Here is a 22,721-nt window from a genome sequence, read left to right on the forward strand (position 1 = left end):
GCGGGTTTTCTACGGAGTTCACCCATGTCACTTGCCCTCTCCCGCTGGCTGCCCGGCCTGTTCCTGATGGCGGCGCTGCCTGTCCTGGCCCATGCCGAAGGCCCGGAATACGGGCCGCAACTGCAAGGATTCACCTACCCCTACACGGTCAAACATTTCGAGTTCAAGTCCCAGGGGCAGTCCCTGCAGATGGGTTACATGGACGTCGCCGCCCACGGCAAGCCCAACGGGCGCAGCGTGGTGTTGATGCACGGCAAAAACTTCTGCGGCGCCACGTGGGACAGTTCAATAAAAGCACTGAGCGAAGCCGGTTACCGGGTGATTGCGCCGGACCAGATCGGCTTCTGTACGTCCAGCAAGCCGGATCATTACCAATACACGTTCCAGCAACTGGCGACCAATACCCAACAACTGCTCAAGGCCCTGGGCATCCAGAAGGCCAGCGTGCTGGGGCATTCCACCGGCGGCATGCTTGCCACGCGGTATGCACTGCAATACCCCGATCAGGTCGAGCAACTGGCGTTGGTCAATCCCATCGGCCTGGAAGACTGGAAAGCCCTTGGCGTGCCGTATCGCAGCGTTGATCAATGGTACGAACGCGAGCTGAAACTCAGCGCCGACGGCATCCGCACCTATGAACGCAACACCTATTACGGCGGTCGCTGGAAGCCTGAATTCGATCGCTGGGTCGACATGCTCGCCGGCCTGAACAAAGGCCCGGGGCACACGCAAGTGGCGTGGAACTCGGCGCTGATCTACGACATGATCTTCACCCAGCCGGTGTACTACGAGTTCAAGGACCTGAAGATGCCCACGCTGTTGCTGATCGGCACGTCCGACACCACGGCCATCGGCAGTGATATCGCGTCACCGGAGGTCAAGGCGAAGCTCGGTCACTACGATGTTCTAGGCAAACAAGTGGCGAAGCTGATCCCGCGGTCGACCCTGGTCGAATTCCCTGGCCTGGGCCACGCGCCGCAGATGGAAGAGCCGGCAAAATTCCACCAGGCGCTGCTCGACTGGTTGAACAAAACCAATCCCGTTCGTTGAGGAGCTAAGGCAGATGGCAGTGCAGATAGCGGTAATCGATGATTGGCAGGACGTGGCCCGTGACGTGGTCGACTGGTCCGCGCTGGACAGCATCGGCGAGGTCAGCTTTGTCCATGACTACCCCGCCGATAATGAAACCCTGGCGGAACGCCTCGGCACATTCGAGGTGATCTGCGTGATGCGCGAGCGCACCCGATTCGATGCCGATTTGCTGCGTCAGTTGCCCAAACTCAAACTGCTGGTCACCGGCGGCATGCGCAATGCCGCGCTGGACCTCAAAGCCGCTGCCGAACTCGGCATCCAAGTCTGCGGCACCGACAGCTACAAACACGCGGCGCCGGAGCTGACCTGGGCGTTGATCATGGCCGCGACCCGCAATCTGGTAGTCGAAGCCAATGCATTGCGCGCCGGCAAATGGCAGCAAGGCCTGGGCGGCGACTTGCATGGCAAGACCCTGGCGATCCTTGGCCTTGGCAGCATCGGTAAACGCGTCGCCCAGTTCGGCCAGGTGTTCGGCATGCGGGTGATCGCCTGGAGCGAAAACCTCACGCCCGAACGCGCCGCTGAAGCGGGCGTGACCCATGTCAGCAAGCAGCAATTGTTCGAGCAGGCCGATGTGCTGTCGGTGCATCTGGTGCTCAGCGAGCGCAGCCGGGGATTGGTCGATGCCCAGGCGCTGGCCTGGATGAAACCTTCGGCGCTGCTGGTCAACACCGCCCGCGGACCGATTGTCGATGAAGCAGCGCTGATCAAGGCGCTGCAAAAAAACCGGCTTGCCGGGGCGGCACTGGACGTGTTCGACGTGGAACCGTTGCCCGTGAATCATCCGTTCCGCACGCTGGAAAATGTGTTGGCGACGCCGCATGTCGGTTATGTCAGCCCGCAGAACTACCATCAGTTCTTTTCGCAGATGATCGAGGACATTCGGGCCTGGTCGGCGGGAGAGCCGATTCGATTACTGATCTGATACCGAGACATCGTTCTTCGCGGGCAAGCCCGCTCCCACACGAATCGCGTTCCTACTGTAGGAATGCGGTCACCTGTGGGAGCGGGCTTGCCCGCGAAGGGGCCTGCAAGTCCAGTCCACCTTCTAAATCACTGCACCGAAATGGTGCAAACCTCGGTAAAACCCGCCCATTTCCGTGACTTGCAAGTCCCGTTTTGACTCACTATAAAAAATAAACCTGCACTTCGTCGGTGCGTTTCCCCCTGAAAGCCGTGTACCTTTACCCTCTTTGAACCGATTGTCGAACAATTTCGCCACTTGACCTGCCCCGCTCTAGGATCTGGCCTAGACTCATTTTCGCGAGGTAAAACCGGTCAGTCATCTGGCGGGAAGAAAGTCGAAACTTTCGGTCGTGGCCATGGGTCAGGTTAAAGGTAGGGCTTAAGCGACTGGTGTATTCCTTGCAACGGCCCCTCCACCCATTTTGCTTTAACGCATTGGGCAGCACTTGCTCACCTATGCGTCGCGCGTTCGCGCCCGGCCACAGGATTTGGCCACGACACCGTTTGTGCCGGACTAAGAATTAGATCAACAACACGGGAGATTCATATGATAAGTGCGGCTTTAGATATTCAGGGAGAGCGTGCTCATCAGCAGGTCGGCGAATCGAGCGCCGTGGTTGCTCCGAGCGCTCAATCGGTCAGCGTACCGGGCACTAAAACGCTGACACCGGCTGCCAGTCAGAATCCGAATAGAAAAAAAGTGTTATTTGTCACCTCCGAGATTGCCGACCTGGTAAAAACCGGCGGTCTGGGTGACGTGTCCGCCGCATTGCCTCGGGCCATGGCTCATTTGCACGATGTGCGGGTGCTGATCCCGGGTTATCCGCAAGTGCTGCACAGCGAAAATCCGATCCATATCATTGGTGAAATGGGTGGGCACGCCGCATTGCCACCCTGCAAGATCGGCCGCATGGATATGCCGGACGGCCTGGTCATTTACGTGTTGATCTGCCCCGAACTCTACGAGCGCGAAGGTTCGCCTTACGGCGCCAACAACGGCCGCGACTGGCCGGACAACCATATTCGTTTCGCCCGCCTGGGCCTTGCCGCCGCCGATATCGCCGCCAACCTTGCACAAATTCACTGGTGCCCGGACCTGGTGCATGCCCATGACTGGCCTGCGGGTCTCGCCCCTGCTTATATGCACTGGCGTGGACAGCGCACCCCGACGTTATTCACCATCCATAACCTGGCGTACCAAGGCGTCACCAGCCTTGGCTCGTGCCCGGAACTCGGTATTCCCATGCACGCCTTGCAACAGGAAGGCATGGAGTTCTACGGCAAGATGTCGTTCCTCAAGGCCGGCATGGCCTACTCGAGCCACATCACCACCGTCAGCGCCACTTACGCCCAGGAAATCACCACGCCGGCCTTTGGCTGTGGCCTCGATGGCTTTCTAGCCGCCAAGACCCAGCAAGGTTTGCTCAGCGGCATTCCCAACGGTATCGATGAAAGCTGGGACGCCGCCACCGACCCGCACCTGTTCTGCCCGTTCACCATCGGCGATTGGGAAGGCAAAGCGGTCAACGCCGCCCACGTGCGTGACTTGTTCGGCCTGGAAGATTCCGAAGGCCCGCTGTTTGCCGTGGTTTCGCGCCTGGTCTATCAGAAAGGCCTGGACCTGACCGAAGCGGTCTCCGAATACATCGTCAACAACGGTGGCCAGATCGCGATCATCGGCCGGGGCGAGCCGGAAGAAGAGCAAGCCATGCGTGAGCTGGCCCTGCGCTTCCCGGGGCAGATCGGCGTGCGCATCGGTTTCAACGAAACCGACGCCCGGCGCATGTTCGCCGGCAGCGATTTCCTGTTGATGCCGTCGCGTTACGAGCCTTGTGGCCTGAGCCAGATGTACGCCCAGCGCTTCGGTTCGTTGCCCGTCGCCCGCAATACCGGCGGGCTGGCCGACACCATCGAAAATGGCGTGACCGGTTTCCTTTTCGACGAATCCACGGTCGAGAGTTACCAGGAAGCCCTGAGCCGCGCGTTCAAGGTATTTGCATTCCCTGACCTGCTCAATGCCATGCGTTGCCGTGCCATGACCGCGCCATTCAACTGGTGCCAAGCCGTCGAACCCTACGCCGAACTCTACGAACAACTTGTCGCCAAAGCCCTGGGAAAATCGGGGAAACAGTAAAAAGAGGCTTTCAAAGATGCCGTTACGGACCCTTGAGACCTGGCCCCACGGCGCAATTATGCTGGACGCAGAACACACGCGTTTTGCCTTGTGGGCGCCAGATGCGTTTTATGTCAGTGTCGAACTGGAAGATGGACAATCCTTGCCGCTACTGCCTCAGGCCGATGGCTGGTTCGTGATCAAGACTCGCTGCCCCGCGGGTACGCGTTACCGTTACAACATTGATGGCGAGCTGGAGGTGCCGGACCCGGCCTCCCGCGCGCAGGCGGGGGATATCGGCGGCCACAGCGTGGTGGTCGATCCCCTCGCCTATCAATGGCAAAACAGCGCCTGGACGGGCCGCCCCTGGAACGAGGCCGTCATCTACGAATTGCACGTCGGCACGCTCGGCGGCTTCAGTGGCGTCGAGCAGCACCTGGCGCGACTGATCGAGATGGGCATCACCGCGATCGAACTGATGCCGCTGGCGCAGTTCCCAGGTGAGCGCAACTGGGGTTACGACGGGGTGCTGCCTTATGCGCCCCAAGCGTCCTACGGTACCCCGGAACAACTCAAACACCTGATCGATACCGCGCACGGCCTGGGCCTGGCGGTGATTCTCGACGTGGTCTACAACCACTTCGGCCCCGATGGCAATTATCTGCATCACTACGCCAAAGGCTTCTTTCGCGAAGACAAGCACACCCCGTGGGGCGCGGCGATCGACTTCCGACGGCGCGAGGTCCGTGACTTCTTCATCGACAATGCGCTGATGTGGCTGCTGGAGTACCGCTTCGACGGGCTTCGCCTGGACGCCGTGCACGCCATCGAGAGCCCGGACTTTCTCCAGGAACTGGCACAACGGGTGCGTGAGCAGACCGACCCGGTGCGCAATGTCTGGCTCATGGTCGAGAACGAGCACAACCAGGCCAGCCTGCTGGAGGAAGGGTTCGATGCGCAGTGGAACGACGATGGCCATAATGCCCTGCACGTTCTGTTGACCGGCGAAACCGACGCCTACTACGCCGACTACGCCGAACAACCGACCGAAAAACTGGCGCGATGCTTGAGTCAGGGGTTCGTGTTCCAGGGCCATATGACTCGCCACGGCACGCCCCGGGGCGAGCCCAGCGGTCACTTGCCACCCACCGCATTCGTGCTGTTTCTGCAAAATCACGACCAGATCGGCAACCGCGCGTTCGGTGAGCGCCTGCATCAACTCGCCCCGCCTGACGCATTGAAAGCGGCCACCGTGTTGCTGTTGCTGTCGCCGATGATCCCGCTGATGTTCATGGGCGATGAATTCGCCGCCAAGGAGCCGTTCCTGTTCTTCACCAGCCATCACGGTGAACTGGCGGAACTGGTGCGCGAAGGTCGACGCAATGAGTTTGCCGCATTCAGCGCCTTTGCCGACCCGCACAAGCGCGAGCAGATTCCCGATCCGAACGCACCGCAGACGTTTGAAGCATCGCGGCCAACGCTGTCATCGATTGAGCAATCGTCGGTGTACGCGCTGTATCGCCGACTGCTGCACTTGCGCCACCAGCACATCATCCCGCGCCTGCCAGGGGCCCAAGCCCTGGGTGCCGAAGTGTTGGCCAAAGGCGCGGTCAGCGCACGCTGGCGTCTGGGTGATGGCAGTGAGCTGCGTATTGACCTGAACCTCAGCAACACGCCTGTGGTCCACACCCAACAGGTCGACGCTGCGCTGCTGTTCGAATATCCGCCGCATTCTGCCGACCTGTTGGATCAGGGCACGCTTGCCCCGTATTGCGCGCTAGTCAGCCTCACCGCTGCAGCCCCTTTGCTACCCTCTGATGGAGAGCGCCAATGAGCGACGCGCAACTTGAAATACTGGCCGGCCGTGCTGGCCTGGCCGTTGACTGGATCGATGCCAACGGTCGCCCGCAAAAAGTCGCCCCGTCGGTGCTACGCGCCGTCCTGACCGGCCTCGGCCACCCAGCCAGCAGCGCCCAGGAAATCGACGCCAGCCTGTTGCAACTGCAAGAAGTCCAACAGACGCGCCACCTGCCGCCGCTGCTCACCTGCGATGTCGGTGTCGGCCTCGACCTGGCGCATTACTTCGAGCCCGAAACTCCTTGCGAAGTCCACCTTGAAGACGGCTCCCGGCTGAACCTCAAGCTCGACGCGCAGGCGGTTTTGCCGGGGTTGATCCCGGTCGGCTATCAGCATGTCAGCATCGATGGACAGTCATTTACCCTGGCGGTAGCACCCGAGCGCTGCTACAGCGTCGGCGATGCGGTGGACACTCCGATCCCGCGGACCTGGGGCCTGAGCGTCCAGCTGTATTCGCTGCGTCGTCCCGGTGATGGCGGTTTCGGTGATACCCAGGCGCTGGAAGACCTTGCCCGGGTCGCCGGTGAACGGGGCGCCGAAGCCCTGGCGATCAGTCCGCTGCATGCCATGTTCGGCAGCGACACCCACCGTTATAGCCCTTATTCCCCGTCCAGCCGTTTGTTCCTCAACAGCTTGTACGCAGCTCCGGGCGCCATTCTCGGCGAACGTGCCTGGCGTGCAGCGATTGATGCAACCGGGCTGGCCGGCGAACTGCAGCAGCTGGAAGAACAGGCACTGATTGACTGGCCCGTGGCGGCCTCCGCCAAGCACCGCTTGCTGCAAGCCTTGTACGAAGGTTTTGTGCAAGGCGAACACCCGCTGCACGCCGACTTCAGCAGTTTTCGCCACGCCGGCGGTGAAGCGCTGGAAAATCACTGCCGCTTCGAAGCCATTCAGGAAGCGCGTCTGGCCAAGGGCGAAAGCCTCGACTGGCGCGAGTGGCCTGAGCAATGGCGCAACCCGCGCAGCGCCGCCCTCGCCGATTTTGCCGAAGAGAACGCCGGACGCATCGGCTTCTTCGCCTTTTGCCAATGGCTTATCGCCCGCTGCCTGGAGCGCGCGCAATCCGCCGCCCGTGGCGCGGGCATGAGCATCGGGCTGATCGCCGATTTGGCGGTGGGTGCCGACGGCGGTGGCAGCCAGGCCTGGAGTCGCCAGGACGAACTGCTTGCCTCGCTGACGGTCGGCGCACCACCCGACATCCTCAATCGCACGGGCCAGGGCTGGGGCATTTCGGCATTTTCCCCTGAAGGCCTGGTGCGTAACGGCTTTCGCGCATTCATCGAAATGCTGCGCGCCAACTTTGCCCACGCCGGCGGTTTGCGCATCGATCACGTCATGGGCCTGCAGCGGCTGTGGGTGATCCCCAACGGTTCACCGCCCGCCGACGGCGCCTACCTTTATTACCCGGTGGACGACCTGCTGCGGTTGCTTGCCCTGGAATCCCATCGCCATCAGGCGATTGTCCTGGGCGAAGACCTCGGGACCGTGGCCGAAGGCCTGCGGGAAAAACTCATTGCCCGCTCGATCCTCGGCATGCGCGTGCTGTTGTTCGAACAGGACAACACACATTTCAAGCCCATGCTCGACTGGCCGGACAACGCTTTGGCAACCACCAGCACCCATGACCTGCCGACCCTCAATGGCTGGTGGCATGGCCGCGATATCGACTGGAACGCCCGACTGGGCCTGGTCGACGCCACGGGTGAAATCGAATGGCGCCAACACCGTGAGCGCGAGCGTGAAGGCCTGCGCCGTGTGTTGAGCGAGGACCCGCAGAACTTTCGCGAAGAGTCCCATGAAACCGATCAGGTGCTCGACGCGGCCATCCGCTTCCTCGGCCACACCCGGGCGCCACTGGTCTTGTTGCCGCTGGAAGATGCCTTGGGCATCGAACAACAGGCCAACCTGCCCGGCACCATCGACACGCATCCCAACTGGTCGCGGCGCCTGCCCGGTGCCAGCGAGGCATTGCTGGATGACCCGGACGCCGCCCGGCGCCTGGAATTACTCGCCTGTGCGCGACTTCAGGCCGGCGAGCGTGACCAATGAATCATTCGGACCTCCAACCGCTGCGGGCAACCCTGCGGCTGCAATTTCATAAAGGCTTCACACTGGACCAGGCCGTCCCGCTGGTCCCGTATTTTGCCAGCCTGGGCATCAGCCATCTCTATGCCTCGCCGCTGCTCGCGGCCCGTGCCGGTTCCATGCATGGCTACGACGTGGTGGACCCCACCACCGTCAACCCCGAGCTGGGCGGCGAAGCGGCGTTGCACCGTCTGGTGGCTGCCTTGCGCGAACACAAGATGGGGCTGATCCTCGACATCGTGTCCAACCACATGGCCGTCGGCGGCAGTGACAATCCCTGGTGGCTGGACTTGCTGGAATGGGGACGCCTGAGCCCGTACGGCGAATTCTTCGACATCCAATGGCACTCGCCCGACCCGTTGATGGAAGGCCAGTTGTTGCTGCCCTTTCTCGGCAGCGATTACGGTGTCGCCTTGCAGGACGGCACCCTGCCCTTGCGCTTCGATGCGCAACGCGGTGCCTTTTATGTCGAGCACTACGAGCATTACTTCCCGATCTGTCCGTCCAGTTATGGCGAACTGCTCAGAAGCGATGACGAAGCGCTGAAGTTTCTCGCGGACCGTTTCAGCGCCTTGAGCTACCAGACCGATGCTTATGGCCTGGCAATACCGCTAAAAGCCGAGTTGCGCGAGCTCGCCAGCAACCCGGCGATCCTGCAGCGCATCCAGGACAATCTCGGCCAATACGACTCACTGACGCCCGAGGGTTTCCAGCGCCTTCACAACCTGCTCGAACGCCAAAGCTATCGTCTGGCGAGCTGGCGCACGGCCGCTGATGACATCAACTGGCGGCGCTTTTTCGATATCAACGAACTGGGCGGCCTGCGGGTCGAACGGCCGGCGGTGTTCGAAGCAACGCATGCAAAAATCTTCGAGCTGGTGGAGCAAGGCCTGGTAGACGGCTTGCGCATCGACCACATCGACGGCCTCGCCGACCCGCGCGGTTATTGCCGCAAACTGCGGCGTCGGGTCGATACGTTGTCGCCCGACCGCCACCTGCCGATCTTCGTCGAGAAGATCCTTGGTGAAGGCGAAACCCTGCACCGCGACTGGTCGGTGGACGGCACCACCGGTTATGAATTCATGAACCAGTTGTCGCTGCTGCAGCATGATCCGCAAGGCGCCGAGAACCTGGGCAACCTGTGGAATCGCTACAGCGAGCGGCCCGCCGACTTCCGTCAGGAAGCGCAATTGGCGCGCCAGCAAATCCTCAACGGTTCACTCGCCGGGGATTTCGAAAGCGTTGCCCAGGCGTTGCTGCAAGTGGCCCGCGATGACCTGATGACCCGCGACCTGACCCTCGGTGCGATCCGCCGGGCGTTGCAGGAACTGATCGTGCATTTCCCGGTGTACCGCACCTATATCAGTCCGCGTGGTCGCTCTGGCGAAGACGATGTATTTTTCCAGCAGGCCATGGACGGTGCCCGGCAAGCCCTCAGCGAAGCCGATTGGCCCGTGCTTGACTGCCTGGCCAGATGGCTCGGCGGTGAATCGTGGCGCAAACGGCCGGTGGGCCGCCCGCGCAAGATTCTCAAGCATGCCTGCGTGCGTTTCCAGCAATTGACCTCACCGGCCGCCGCCAAGGCCGTGGAGGACACCGCGTTCTATCGCTCGGCGGTGCTGCTGTCGCGCAACGACGTGGGCTTCAGCACGGAGCAGTTCAGCGCCCCTGTGGCAGATTTTCATGCGGCCTGCGCCAACCGTCTCGCCGAGTTTCCAGACAACCTGCTGGCGACCGCGACCCACGACCACAAACGCGGCGAAGACACCCGGGCAAGGCTCGCGGTGCTGAGCGAACGCAGCGCCTGGTACGCCGAACAGGTTCCGCTATGGCGAACCCTCGCCCGCCCCTTGCGTGACGATGAGCAAATGCCGTCGGCAGGCGATGAGTTGATTCTCTACCAGGCCATCCTCGGCAGTTGGCCGCTGGACCTGCGCGACGACGATCAATCGGCGCTCGAGGACTACGCTCAGCGTGTGTGGCAGTGGCATCAAAAAGCCTTGCGCGAAGCCAAGTTGCAAAGCAGCTGGAGTGCGCCGAACGAGGCTTACGAACAAGCCGCCCAGCAATTTCAGCAACGCCTGTTGGTGCACCCCGATGGTCAACTGCTGCGCGCAGCACTGGGCAAGGCAGCGAAGACCATTGCCGTCCCCGGCGCCCTCAATGGTTTGGCGCAAACCTTGCTGCGAATGACCGTGCCAGGGGTGCCTGACCTGTATCAGGGCAACGAGTACTGGGACTTCTCGCTGGTCGATCCGGACAACCGCCGGCCAGTGGATTACGCCAGCCGCCAACAGGCCATGCAGGCGTCCATGAATCTGCCCGATCTGCTGACCCGCTGGCGTGACGGGCGCATCAAGCAATCCTTGATCGCCCAAACGTTGAAACTGCGAGCCGAACATGCCGAGCTGTTCCAGCGAGGGACGTATCAAGCCCTTGAGGTCGTCGGCAGCCAGGCTCACCGGGTGTTGGCCTTTGCTCGAGAACATGAGGGAAAACGCGCCATCGTGATCGTCCCGATACGTTGCGCCGCGTTGCTGGAAAACAGTGCAGAACCTCAGGTTGAAGCGCTGCGCTGGGGCGATACGCGGGTCAAATTACCGTTCGCCACGTCTGACGAAAATTTGAAGGGACTTTTTTCCAGCACCGCAGTCACACACCACAAGGAGCTGAACATCAGCGCCGCGCTGGGGGATTTCCCGGTCAATCTCTTTATTCAAACGTTTACCCAAGCTTGAGTTCAGTTCAGGAGTATTGCGATGAGTACCGAAGAAAAACGCATTCGCGAATTTGCCTATCAGATTTGGGAGTCGGAAGGAAAACCCGAGGGCCAGGATGCCCGGCATTGGGAAATGGCTCGCAAGCTGGCTGAAGCAGAAGCCTTGGCTCCGAGCAAGTCGCCGAAGGCCGCTGGCAGCAAAACTGCGGGCACCAAGTCCCCAGCGGCTAAAAGCGCCAATGGCAAAGCTGCGCCGCCAAAGGCCAGCGCCAAAGCCAAACCCGTCGCTGCCTCGAAAGTGATTCCGCCGGGCGAAAAAGCCGCTGACAAAAAGCCTAAGGCGACGCGCAAACCGCCTGCGGTCTGACGCTCCCCGACACTGAATTGATTGACCTCGTGGCGAGCCCCCTCGCCACCGAGGACGCGCTCGTCCTCGAAAAACATCAGAGCCCGGAATTCTTCCCCTTTTGCAGGAGCATGTATGTCCAGTCCAAAAAAAGCCGCGCCAGAACCTCACGTCGAGGCCTCGCGAATTCGTGAAGGCCTGCCCTTCCCACTCGGCGCAACCTGGGACGGTCTGGGGGTCAACTTTGCCTTGTTTTCCGCCAACGCGACCAAGGTCGAGCTGTGCATCTTCGACGATGCTGGCGAGGTAGAACTCGAGCGTATTGAACTGCCTGAATACACTGACGAGATCTATCACGGTTACTTGCCCGACGCCCATCCTGGCTTGATCTATGGCTACCGCGTTTATGGTGCCTACGACCCGGCCAACGGCCATCGCTTCAACCACAACAAACTGCTGATCGACCCGTACGCCAAGCAGCTGGTTGGCGAATTGAAATGGTCCGAAGCCTTGTTCGGCTACACCATCGGCCACCCCGACGCCGACCTCAGTTTCGATGAACGCGACAGTGCGCCGTTCGTGCCCAAGTGCAAGGTGATCGACCCGGCTCACACCTGGGGCAATGACCAGCGCGTCAGTGTGCCGTGGGACAAGACGATCATCTATGAGACCCATGTGCGCGGCATCAGCATGCGTCACCCTTCCGTCCCCGAGAACCTGCGTGGCACCTTCGGCGGGCTGATGGTCGATGACGTGCTGGAACACATTCGCAAGCTCGGCGTTTCTTCGGTGGAATTGCTGCCAATTCACGCCTTCGTCAACGACCAGCATCTGCTGCACAAAGGCATGACCAATTATTGGGGCTACAACAGCATCGCGTTCTTCGCCCCGGACCCACGCTACCTGGCCAGCGGCAAGATCGCCGAGTTCAAGGAGATGGTCGCGCACCTGCACGAAGCCAATCTGGAAGTGATCCTCGATGTGGTCTACAACCACACCGCCGAAGGCAACGAGCAAGGCCCGACCCTGTCCATGCGCGGCATCGACAACGCCTCGTACTATCGCTTGATGCCGGACGACAAACGCTACTACATCAACGATTCCGGCACCGGCAACACCCTGGACCTGAGTCACCCCTGCGTGCTGCAAATGGTTACCGACTCCCTGCGCTACTGGGCCACGGAAATGCACGTGGACGGTTTCCGCTTTGACCTGGCGACCATCCTCGGCCGTTACCACGAGGGCTTCGACGAACGTCACAGCTTCCTCGTCGCCTGCCGTCAGGACCCGGTGTTGCGCCAGGTGAAAATGATTGCCGAGCCGTGGGATTGCGGTCCCGGCGGTTATCAGGTGGGTGGCTTTCCACCGGGCTGGGTCGAGTGGAACGACAAGTTCCGCGACACCGTACGTGCCTTCTGGAAAGGCGATGAGGGTCAACTGGCCGACTTCGCCAGCCGCATGACCGCCTCCGGCGAGATGTTCAACCAGCGTGGCCGTCGCCCGTATGCATCGATGAACTTCATCACGGCGCACGACGGTTTCACCCTCAATGACCTCGTGTCGTACAACGACAAGCACAACGAAGCCAACGACGAAAACAATCAGGACGGCAGCAACAACAACCTGTCCTGGAACCACGGCGTCGAAGGCCCGACCGACGATCCGGAGATCAACGAACTGCGCCAGCGACAGATGCGCAACTTCTTCGCCACGTTGCTGCTGTCCCAAGGCACGCCGATGCTGGTGGCCGGTGACGAATTTGCCCGGACCCAGGGAGGCAACAACAACGCGTATTGCCAGGACAGTGAAATCGGCTGGGTCAACTGGGACCTGAGCGAAGACGGCAAGGCCCTGCTCAAGTTCGTCAAACGCCTGATCAAGCTGCGCCTGGCGTATCCGATCCTGCGTCGCGGACGCTTCCTGGTGGGCAATTACAACGAGGACATCGGCGTCAAGGACGTCACCTGGCTGGCGCCGGATGGCAGTGAAATGTCCTCCGAACAATGGGAAGAAGCCCACGGCAAATGCCTCGGCATGCTGCTCGACGGTCGCGCCCAGGAAACCGGCATCCGTCGCAAAGGCGGTGACGCGACCCTGTTGCTGGTGGTCAACGCGCACCACGACATCGTCAACTTCACCTTGCCGGAAGTGCCTGATGGCGGTCACTGGACTTGCATGATCGACACCAATCAACCGTCGATTCGCGGCCAGGAACGATTCGATTTCGGTGTTGAATACTCCGTCACCGGCCGTTCGCTGCTGCTGTTCGAATTGCAGCATGAGGAAGAAGAGTGAAATGGACCTGCAGGCGTTTCTCAGTCGCCAGCCACCGGACTACGCCGATACTCGGGCGTTAGGCCGGTGCCTGCGGGCGCTGGTCGAGGCCAGTCTCGATCAGCTCCCGCTGCCGGGGAGCGGCAGGACGCTGGAGCGGTTGCAGCGTCTGGCCGAGGTGGGCGCCCACGATTTGGGGTTGTGCAAATTGTACGAAGGCCATACCGATGCGCTGGCGATCATCCAGCAACTCGGTGGCTCGCCAACACCGGGCAGCACGTGGAGCATGTGGGCCGCGGAACCGCCGCAAGCAAAGGTTCGGGTCAGCCCTCAGGGCCAGATGGTGGCGCTGAACGGGCGTAAGGCCTGGTGTTCAGGTGCAGCAGTGTTGAGTCATGCGCTGCTCACTGCCTGGGATGAGCATGATCGCCAGCAATTGGTCGCGGTAGCACTGGATCAACCCGGTGTGATCGTCACCGATGAGGGCTGGCAAGCAGTCGGCATGGCCGCGACCGGCAGCGTCGAGGTCACGTTCGACGGTGCCGAAGCGCAAGCCATCGGCAACCCTGGTGACTACCTGCAACGACCCGGTTTCTGGCAAGGCGGCATCGGCATTGCAGCCTGCTGGTACGGTGCGGCACAAAGCCTCGCCGAACGCCTGCGAACTCATTGTGCTCAACATGAAGAACCCCATGCTCTCGCCCACCTGGGTGCAGTCGACAGCGCACTGCACGCTGCAGCCGAGGTGTTGCGGGCCAGCGCGCTGGCCATCGACGCCGCGCCACTGGACGATGCTGAAATGCTCGCCCGGCGCGTTCGTGCAGTGGTGGAACACGCCGCCGAACAGGTCATCCAGCACGTCGGTCATGCCTTGGGCGCCGGACCTTATTGCAAGGACCGACAGTTCGCACGATTGATCGCCGATTTACCGGTGTTCCTGCGGCAAAGCCACGCTGAGCGGGATCTCGCCGCGCTTGGCAAACAAGTCCTCAACGGAACATGGACGTTATGAAAGCAAACCCCATTGTCGGTCAGGGCACGCCCCTGCATTTATGGCAAACCTCCCATCACTTGGCGCAACTGCCGGTGATCGACATTCTTGATCTGGTGCCCGAAGGCGCCCGTGCCGTGATCATCGCGCCGCACCCGGATGACGAAGTGCTCGGCTGCGGTGGATTACTGCAATTGCTCGCCGCTGCCGGTCGCCCCTTGCAACTGATCTCGGTCACCGATGGCAGCGCCAGTCACCCTGGCTCAAAGCGCTGGCCGGTGGAACGACTGAGCGCGGTTCGACCACAGGAATCAGCCGAAGCCTTGCGTCGCCTCGGCCTGCCACTGCACAGCCTGAAATGGTTGCGCGGCGGCTTCACTGACAGCCATGTGGCCGACCGCGAAGTCGAACTGAGCGCCTTCATCGAACGGCATCTACGGCCCAACGATGTGGTCTTTACTACGTGGCGCGAAGACGGTCATTGCGACCACGAAGCGGTGGGCCGAGCCAGCGCCGCAGCGGCAACCCGCGTCGGTGCGACCTTGCATGAGCTGCCCGTGTGGACCTGGCATTGGGCCGCGCCCGAAGACAGCTTCGTGCCATGGCCGCGCGCACGAAAAATCCTCCTCGACCCGGCGCTGGTAGCCCGCAAACGCCACGCCATCCACGCCTTCGCCAGCCAACTGGAAGGCGACCCGAACATCGGCTTGCCGCCGGTGCTGGCGCCTTTTGTGCTGGAGCGACTGCTGCAACCTTTCGAAGTGGTGTTTCTATGAGCGTCGAGGATCGCTATTTCGACGGTTTGTTTGCCGGCAACGATGATCCCTGGTCATTTCGCCAACGCTGGTATGAACAGCGCAAACGCGCAATCACCCTCGCCGCCCTGCCTCGCCCGCGCTACCGTGCGATCTTCGAGCCTGGCTGTGCCAACGCGGAGCTGAGCTTTGAACTGGCCAGCCGTTGCGATCGCTTGCTGTGCTGCGACACGGCGGCAGCGGCCGTAGCGCTGGCCCGTACGCGGCTCGGGCCGTTCGACCACGCCGAGGTTCGCCAAAGCCGATTGCCCGAGGATTGGCCAAACGAACAATTCGACCTGATCGTGATCAGCGAAATCGGCTATTACCTCGACGCCGAGGACCTGAAAAAGCTGATCGTGCAGGCCGAACAATCATTGACCGCCGACGGCCAGCTCCTGGCCTGCCACTGGCGCCCGCCCATCGACGGCTGCCCGCTGAATGCGCGGCAAGTCCATGACATGCTCCATGAACATCTGCATTTGCCGCGCCTGGTCCTGCATCAGGAAGCGGATTTCCTGCTCGAACTCTGGAGTCGCGAACCTCGTTCGGTGGCAGCGCTGGAGGGCTTGCGATGATTGGCATCCTGATCCCGGCACATAACGAAGAAGACCTGCTTGAAGAGTGCCTGCAAGCGGCGCTGCTCGCCGCGCAACACGAACGGCTGGACGGCGAAACCGTTGAGATACTGGTGGTGCTCGACAGTTGCACTGATCGCTCATCCGAGATCGTCAGTGGATTTCCGGTGCATTGTCTGGCAATCGAGGCGCGAAATGTTGGTCAGGCCCGTGCTGCGGGCGCACATTTTTTGCTCGAGCGTGGTGCGCGCTGGATCTCCTGCTCCGACGCCGACAGCCGTGTCGCCCATGACTGGCTGGTGGCGCAGCTGGCGCTTGATGTCGACGCGGTCTGCGGCACGGTGACGGTCGAGGCGTGGCACGAGTCGTTCGATGAGTCGGCACAGATTCGCTACCACCAGCACTATCAGGCCCGCGACGGCCATCGGCACATTCACGGCGCCAACCTGGGCATCAGCGCCGAGGCCTACCAACGTGCCGGTGGATTCGAGCCGTTGGCCTGTGATGAAGATGTGCAACTGGTGCGACAACTTGAACGCTGCGGCGCCAATATTGCCTGGAGTCATCGCCCGCAAGTGCTCACCAGCGCCCGCCTGGACAGTCGTGCCCGCGGCGGTTTCGGTGATTATTTGCGAGAGCTGGTACAAATCGATTAAAAAAAAATCGTCTCGGATGAAACAGCGAGGCGACGAATAGCGCGACATGAGCAATACTCACTGCGCGGCAATCCAGGGTATGGAGCGCGGCACATCGTTTTTAAACAGAACAAGGACGTAGCCCGATGAAACCCGTTTCCATCATCGAAAGCAGCCTGCCAGGACAGATCTGGAACAGTGCCCTGCAACTGGACAACATCCCCGTCATCAACACCCAGACCCTGATTCCCGCCGGCGCACGCGCCGTGGTCATCGCGCCGCACCCCGGCGATGAGGTGGTCATGTGTGGTGGCCTGCTCCAATTGTTGTCCACCCTTGGACATCCCCTGCAATTAATTTCCATCACTGACGGCAGCGCCAGCCACCCGGGTTCGCAACAGTGGTCCGAGAAACGCCTGAGCGTGTTTCGCGGCCAGGAAAGCGTCGAAGCCTTGCGCCGCCTCGGCTTGCCAATGCACAGCCTGAAATGGATTCGCGGCGGCTTCACCGATAACGCCCTGGCCGAGCGGGAGACTCAACTGACCCAGTTCATCGCCCGTTATCTGCGCCCCGGCGACGCGGTGTTCAGTACGTGGCGCGAAGACGGCACCAGCGACCATGACGCCGTCGGCCGCGCCAGCGCCAATGCGGCACGCATGGTCGGCGCGACGTTCAACGAAGTCCCGGTCTGGGCCTGGCACTGGCCAAGTCGAGACCAAGGGCTGATGCCATGGCACCGGGCCCGCAAAGTGCGCCTCGACACCTGGACCGTCGCGCGCAAAAGCCACGCCACCCATGCCTACGCCAGCCAGCTCGACGGCGAACCCGCCCTCGGCATTGCTCCGCTGCTGCCCCGGGTGATTCTCGAACGCATGCGCTTGCCTTACGAAATCGTCTTCGTCTGACCCGATTCCCCATTCACCACCACCTCCCTGTGGGAGCGAGCTTGCTCGCGATGGCGGACTGTCAGTCAACAGAGATGTTGAAGCTGACGTCCTCATCGCGAGCAAGCTCGCTCCCACATTGGATAGGTGTCGCTCAAACTGAACTGCCCGGCGCTGCATCAGTCGCATAGAGATGCAGCCCAGATTCAGAGGAGTGACCGTGACCAGCGATTCCGAGCAGCGAGCCGTCAAACCCGAGTCCTTGAACACGCCCCCGGCGATTCATCGACTGCGGGTCCTGACGGTCAACACCCACAAGGGATTTACCGCCCTCAACCGGCGTTTCATCCTGCCCGAACTGCGTGAAGCGGTGCGCAGCACCTCGGCGGACCTGGTGTTCCTGCAGGAAGTGGTCGGTGAACACGAGCGCCATTCCTCCCGTTACAACGACTGGCCACAGACTTCGCAATACGAGTTCCTGGCCGACAGTATGTGGAGCGATTTCGCTTATGGGCGCAACGCCGTTTACCCCAACGGCCATCACGGCAATGCGTTGCTGTCCAAATACCCGATCCGCGAACACCGCAACCTCGACGTCTCGATCACCGGCCCCGAACGACGCGGTTTATTGCACTGCATCCTCGATGTGCCGGGGCACGCTGAAGTGCATGCCATCTGCGTTCACCTGAGCCTGCTGGAAAGCCATCGCCAGTTGCAGCTCCAACTGCTCTGCCAACTGCTCGAATCCCTGCCCGACGATGCGCCGGTGATCATCGCTGGCGACTTCAACGACTGGCAGTTGCACGGCAACACCGCCCTCGCCCGTCGCGATTACCTGCATGAAGCGTTCGAACGCCACAATGGCCGACCGGCGAAAACTTATCCAGCGCGGTTCCCCCTGCTGCGCCTGGACCGGATCTACCTGCGCAACGCAAGTAGCCATAATCCGCGCATTCTCGGCAGCAAGCCCTGGACGCATTTGTCGGACCATTTACCGCTCGCGGTTGAAGTGCACCTTTAAGCATTCGCCGACGAATAACCGTATCCCGATCGTTCTCATGCTCCGCGTGGGAACGATCAACAGCAACAGCATCACGAGCAGGCTCACTCCTACACAAAGCAGATCGGCGCACCGCTGTTGCTTCTTACCATTCATCGCCTTCAGCTATTGAATGATCTTGATCTGCCCCGTCAAAACAAACCTGTCAGATTTCCAAGGCGTTCCACCCGGGATGAACACGCCGACTGCAGCCCTGCCCCACCAGGGATAGCCGTAATACTGACAGCATTTTCCCGGCACAAAGAGACAGGAAATCCGCCGCTGCCAGGCCGGAAAAAGACCGATTGTCGGCTGCCCGAGACCTCTGGCTCGCGGCTCTGAAGATGATTTTTCGTACAAACAAGAACTTAGATAAGCGCGGAAAAACAATTAGTTGCATACCCTGATTTAGGCATACCACTCATCGTTCATTTTCTTGACGCAACGCCTTCGGTCTTCTTAGCTTCACGTTACTACCCCCGGAAATACCACCCGGGGCAACCCGAAGACTCCCGCGAAATCGGGCGGCCGGCGGCTTGCCTCAATCCATTCGGTCGCCCCTCATTCGGGGTAGGAGAGACGCCAAAGCGAGATACGGCATGCGATTGCAAGGTAGACCGCCATGAAAACTTCATTCACCCGACAAGAGATCAAAGTTACCTTTTGCACTGTCTCCAGCTCACTGCTGTTGTGCTCATCCATCGAGGTTCAGGCGGGTCCCACCGAGGATGAATCCACACCTTGGTATCGCCAGGACGTTCCAGTCCTGAGCCTGCCCGCCAACTCTCTCTCCGCGCTCTACCCGGGCCACTTCAGCGCCGGCTCCGATACCCGAAGCTCACACCTGACGATCGAAGACGCCGCACCATCGGCGTGGGATCAGGTGTATGGGCAAGCGTCACGGCAAGCGCAAACCGATTTTATGGCACAGAATTCTGCAATTTCGGGCAGCTCCGAACTCAAAGGTCCGGCGATCCTGACCCTGCGAAGCGATAGCGGGCGTACCCAGCAGGTCGGGCTGATTGGCGGCATGACCCTGGTACAAGGCAACAGCAACGGGCTGTTGACCAATCGGGCGCTGGCCGACCCTGCCAATGACACCCTCATCCTTCGAGGCCAGAGCTTCGGCGCCTACTGGAGCCTGACGGGTGAACAAGGCTGGCACGTGGACTTGACCGCCAGCGGTGGCCGTGTCAACGGCTATACCCGCAACGATCAGGGCGCGCGGCAGGCAACCGAAGGCAGCGCGATGACGTTGTCGGTGGAAGGCGGTTACCCGATCGGTCTGAGCGATAACTGGGTGATCGAACCGCAAGCGCAGTTGATCAACCAGCGCATCACGCTCGATACGCCTTATGCAGGCTCGGGCAATGCGTCGTCGAGCGATGTGACGTCCTGGAGCGGCCGGGTCGGCGCACGCTTGAAAGGTAGCTACGATCTCAACGGCCTGCCGGTCGAACCCTATGTGCGGACCAACTTGTGGCACACCGTTTATACCGGCAATACCGTGACCCTCGATCAAGTCGACAAAATCAGCAGCAGTCGCAATTCATCGACCGTTGACGTGGGCTTGGGGTTGGTGGCGCGGGTAACGCCTGCGGTGAGCCTGTACGTCAGCGCCGATTACAGCAGCGTCGTCGACCAAAATGATTTGAACGGGCTGATTGCGAGCCTGGGTGTGCGGATGCGCTGGTGAGGGATGGGTTTGAGACACGCGTTATCTGGGCGGACGCCATCGCCAGCAGGCTAGCTCCCACAATTGGATTTGTGTAAGGCATGAGATCGATGGGTGGGCAGTTTTAAGGAATGTATTGCTTGGGCGGACGCCATCGCCAGCAGGCTAGCTCCCACAATTGGATTTGTGTAAGGCATGAGATCAATGGGTGGGCAGTTTTAAGGAATGTGTTGTCTGGGCTGATGCCATCGCCAGCAGGCTAGCTACCACAATTGGATGTGTGTAAGGCATGCGATCAATGGGTGGGCAGTTTTTTGGAATGTGTTGTCTGGTCGGACGCCATCGCTAGCAAGCTAGCTCCCACAGTGGTTTTGTGTCGTACACAGAACCGGTGTGGGAGCTAGCCTGCTGGCGATGGGGGCGACGCGGTTTTAGATCAGCCTTCCGGGCGCAGGATCAATACCGCCAGCGGCGGCAGATTCAACACCAGCGAAAGCGGTTGGCCGTGGCTTGGTTCTTCCTCGGTAAACGCCCCGCCGCTGTTGCCGTAGTTGGAACCGGCATACATCGCGGCATCGCTGTTGATCACCTCACTCCAGCGGCCGGCGATTGGTACGCCGATGCGATAGGCCTCACGCGGTACCGGCGTGAAGTTCGCCACCACCAGTGCCGGCCGGCCATCCTTGCTCCAGCGCATGAACGCGTAAACGCTGTTGATCGCATCGTCGCCAATCAACCACTGGAAGCCTTGCGGCGCATCATCCTGCTCATGCATCGCCGGCTCTTCGCGGTACAAGCGATTGAGGTCGCCGACCAGTTTCTGCACACCCTGGTGTTCCGGGTATTGCAGCAGGTACCAGTCCAGTTGCTGATCGTGATTCCACTCGCGCCACTGACCGAATTCACACCCCATGAACAACAGTTTCTTGCCCGGGTGCGCCCACATGAAACTCAGATAGGCACGCAGGTTGGCGAATTTCTGCCAGCGATCGCCGGGCATCTTGTCGATCAGCGAGTGCTTGCCGTGCACCACTTCATCGTGGGAAATCGGCAGGATGAACCGCTCGGACCAGGCATACACCAGGCCGAAACTCAGCTCGTTGTGATGATGGGCGCGGTACACCGGGTCTTGCTGGATGTAATGCAGCGAATCGTGCATCCAGCCCATGTTCCATTTGTAGTCGAAACCCAGGCCGCCCTGTTGCGTGCTCTGGCTCACGCCCGGCCACGCGGTGGATTCTTCGGCAATCACCATTGCGCCGGGGGCTTCGAGGTTGACCACGTCGTTGAGGTGACGCAGGAAGTCGATGGCTTCGAGGTTCTCGCGACCGCCATGACGGTTGGGCACCCACTCGCCGGCCTTGCGCGAGTAATCGCGATAGAGCATCGAGGCCACGGCATCGACCCGCAAGCCATCGATGTGGAAATGCTTGAGCCAGTGCAGCGCCGAAGCCAACATGTAGCCGTGCACTTCGGTGCGACCAAGGTTGTAGATCAGCGTGTCCCAATCCTGATGGAAACCTTCCATCGGGTTGCTGTATTCGTAAAGCGCGGTGCCATCGAATTGCGCAAGGCCGTGGGTATCGGTAGGGAAATGCGCTGGCACCCAGTCAAGGATCACGCCGATGTCGGCCTGGTGGCAGGCGTTGACGAAGGCCGCGAAGTCATTGGGCGAACCATAACGAGCGCTTGGAGCGAATTGCGACAGCAGCTGATATCCCCACGAACCGCCAAACGGGTGTTCCATGATCGGCATCAGTTCGATGTGGGTGAACCCCAGCTCTTTCACGTACGGAATCAACCGCTCGCCAAGTTCGTGCCAGGTGTACTGGCGGGCCACTTCGCCCAGATCATCCAGCTCGCACTGCCAGGAGCCGGCGTGCAATTCGTAGATCGACAGCGGTGCACTCGGACGTGAACGCTCAACGCGTGACTCCATCCACGCCTGATCCTGCCAGTCGATAGACAGCGGCGGTGCGACTTTCGACGCCGTGTCCGGCGGCAGCGAGGTGGCCAGGGCCATCGGGTCGGCCTTGAGCGGCAAGATGCCGTGGGCACCCAGGATCTCGTACTTGTAGGCCTCCCCGGCCTGCATGCGCGGAATGAACAGCTCCCAGACCCCGGTCGGATGACGCAGGCGCATCGGATGCCGGCGACCGTCCCAATTGTTGAAGTCGCCCACCACCGACACGCGCTTGGCGTTCGGTGCCCACACGGCGAAACGCACGCCATCGACACCGTCGACGTTCTTCAGCTGCGCGCCGAGGCAAGCGCTCAGGTCGCGGTGATTGCCTTCGGCGAACAGGTACAAGTCCATTTCGCCCAGCAACGGGCCGAAGCTGTAGGGGTCTTCAGAGACCTGCTCGCCGCCCGCCCAACGGGTGCGCAGCAAGTACGGCTGAGCCCGGTCGAAATGCCCGACAAACAGGCCCGGCGTCTGCGTGGCCTCAAGGATACCAAGCTCTTCGCCAGTGTCCTTGGCCAGCACGTGCACGCTGAGCGCGTCCGGCAGGTAAGCACGAATGAATTGCCCACCGGCGCCATCGCCGTGGGGGCCAAGAATTGCAAAGGGGTCGTGATGTTCAGCGCGCACCAGCGCGTCGATATCCCGCGATCTGGGCAGCAGCGCCTCTTTAGCGTGACCCTGTTCCTTGTTCGAGAAACCCATAA

16 protein-coding genes are annotated in these 22,721 nt (G+C 61.0%); 15 read left to right on the forward strand and 1 reads right to left on the reverse strand.

Annotation, left to right across the window (positions count from 1 at the left end; genetic code table 11):
* Nucleotides 1-24 precede the first annotated feature (24 nt).
* The 15 genes from HNR03_RS27365 (at nucleotide 25) to HNR03_RS27435 (ending at nucleotide 20,072) form a co-directional block, all read left to right on the forward strand.
* Nucleotides 25-1,050 carry an alpha/beta fold hydrolase gene (locus tag HNR03_RS27365; protein ID WP_259157177.1) on the forward strand — a complete coding sequence of 342 codons (1,026 nt, stop codon included), beginning with the start codon at nucleotides 25-27 and terminating at the stop codon, nucleotides 1,048-1,050.
* Nucleotides 1,051-1,063: 13 nt separating this feature from the next.
* Nucleotides 1,064-2,017 (forward strand): D-2-hydroxyacid dehydrogenase family protein, encoded by a 954-nt coding sequence (locus HNR03_RS27370; RefSeq protein ID WP_259157178.1) that lies wholly within the window; start codon nucleotides 1,064-1,066, stop codon nucleotides 2,015-2,017.
* Between the two features lie 588 nt (nucleotides 2,018-2,605).
* Entirely contained in the window at nucleotides 2,606-4,192 is a 1,587-nt protein-coding gene (gene glgA, locus HNR03_RS27375; RefSeq protein ID WP_259157179.1) for a glycogen synthase GlgA, read from the forward strand.
* A 16-nt stretch (nucleotides 4,193-4,208) separates the two neighbouring features.
* Complete coding sequence (gene treZ / locus HNR03_RS27380; protein WP_259157180.1) at nucleotides 4,209-6,005, forward strand: malto-oligosyltrehalose trehalohydrolase; 1,797 nt, start codon at nucleotides 4,209-4,211, stop codon at nucleotides 6,003-6,005.
* Nucleotides 6,002-8,080 carry a 4-alpha-glucanotransferase gene (gene malQ, locus HNR03_RS27385; protein ID WP_259157181.1) on the forward strand — a complete coding sequence of 693 codons (2,079 nt, stop codon included), beginning with the start codon at nucleotides 6,002-6,004 and terminating at the stop codon, nucleotides 8,078-8,080. The genes treZ and malQ overlap by 4 nt, the downstream gene beginning before the upstream one ends.
* On the forward strand, nucleotides 8,077-10,854 hold the full coding sequence (locus tag HNR03_RS27390) for a malto-oligosyltrehalose synthase (RefSeq protein WP_259157182.1): 2,778 nt from the start codon (nucleotides 8,077-8,079) through the stop codon (nucleotides 10,852-10,854). Before malQ ends, HNR03_RS27390 begins: the two co-directional genes overlap by 4 nt.
* Nucleotides 10,855-10,875: 21 nt before the next feature.
* Nucleotides 10,876-11,202 carry a DUF2934 domain-containing protein gene (locus tag HNR03_RS27395; protein WP_259157183.1) on the forward strand — a complete coding sequence of 109 codons (327 nt, stop codon included), beginning with the start codon at nucleotides 10,876-10,878 and terminating at the stop codon, nucleotides 11,200-11,202.
* A 114-nt stretch (nucleotides 11,203-11,316) separates the two neighbouring features.
* Nucleotides 11,317-13,476 (forward strand): glycogen debranching protein GlgX, encoded by a 2,160-nt coding sequence (gene glgX / locus HNR03_RS27400; RefSeq protein WP_259157184.1) that lies wholly within the window; start codon nucleotides 11,317-11,319, stop codon nucleotides 13,474-13,476.
* A 1-nt stretch (nucleotide 13,477) separates the two neighbouring features.
* Nucleotides 13,478-14,467, forward strand: a complete 990-nt coding sequence (locus HNR03_RS27405) for an acyl-CoA dehydrogenase (RefSeq protein WP_259157246.1) — start codon at nucleotides 13,478-13,480, stop codon at nucleotides 14,465-14,467.
* Nucleotides 14,464-15,222, forward strand: coding sequence for a PIG-L deacetylase family protein (locus HNR03_RS27410; protein ID WP_259157186.1), 759 nt, complete (start codon nucleotides 14,464-14,466; stop codon nucleotides 15,220-15,222). The genes HNR03_RS27405 and HNR03_RS27410 overlap by 4 nt, the downstream gene beginning before the upstream one ends.
* Complete coding sequence (locus tag HNR03_RS27415; RefSeq protein ID WP_259157188.1) at nucleotides 15,219-15,818, forward strand: nodulation S family protein; 600 nt, start codon at nucleotides 15,219-15,221, stop codon at nucleotides 15,816-15,818. Before HNR03_RS27410 ends, HNR03_RS27415 begins: the two co-directional genes overlap by 4 nt.
* Nucleotides 15,815-16,474: a glycosyltransferase family 2 protein gene (locus tag HNR03_RS27420; protein WP_259157191.1), complete on the forward strand. Its 660-nt coding sequence runs from the start codon at nucleotides 15,815-15,817 to the stop codon at nucleotides 16,472-16,474. The genes HNR03_RS27415 and HNR03_RS27420 overlap by 4 nt, the downstream gene beginning before the upstream one ends.
* 125 nt (nucleotides 16,475-16,599) lie before the next feature.
* On the forward strand, nucleotides 16,600-17,358 hold the full coding sequence (locus HNR03_RS27425; RefSeq protein ID WP_222587038.1) for a PIG-L deacetylase family protein: 759 nt from the start codon (nucleotides 16,600-16,602) through the stop codon (nucleotides 17,356-17,358).
* A gap of 199 nt (nucleotides 17,359-17,557) precedes the next feature.
* Nucleotides 17,558-18,358 (forward strand): endonuclease/exonuclease/phosphatase family protein, encoded by an 801-nt coding sequence (locus HNR03_RS27430; protein WP_259157194.1) that lies wholly within the window; start codon nucleotides 17,558-17,560, stop codon nucleotides 18,356-18,358.
* 640 nt (nucleotides 18,359-18,998) lie between these two features.
* Entirely contained in the window at nucleotides 18,999-20,072 is a 1,074-nt protein-coding gene (locus tag HNR03_RS27435; RefSeq protein ID WP_222587040.1) for an autotransporter outer membrane beta-barrel domain-containing protein, read from the forward strand.
* Nucleotides 20,073-20,487: 415 nt separating this feature from the next.
* Here the strand turns inward: HNR03_RS27435 and glgB are convergent, their stop codons facing one another.
* Entirely contained in the window at nucleotides 20,488-22,719 is a 2,232-nt protein-coding gene (gene glgB, locus HNR03_RS27440; protein WP_259157198.1) for a 1,4-alpha-glucan branching protein GlgB, read from the reverse strand.
* Nucleotides 22,720-22,721 lie beyond the last annotated feature (2 nt).

Origin of the sequence: Pseudomonas sp. JAI111 (genome assembly GCF_024809425.1) — a bacterium.
Classification (GTDB): Bacteria; Pseudomonadota; Gammaproteobacteria; order Pseudomonadales; family Pseudomonadaceae; genus Aquipseudomonas.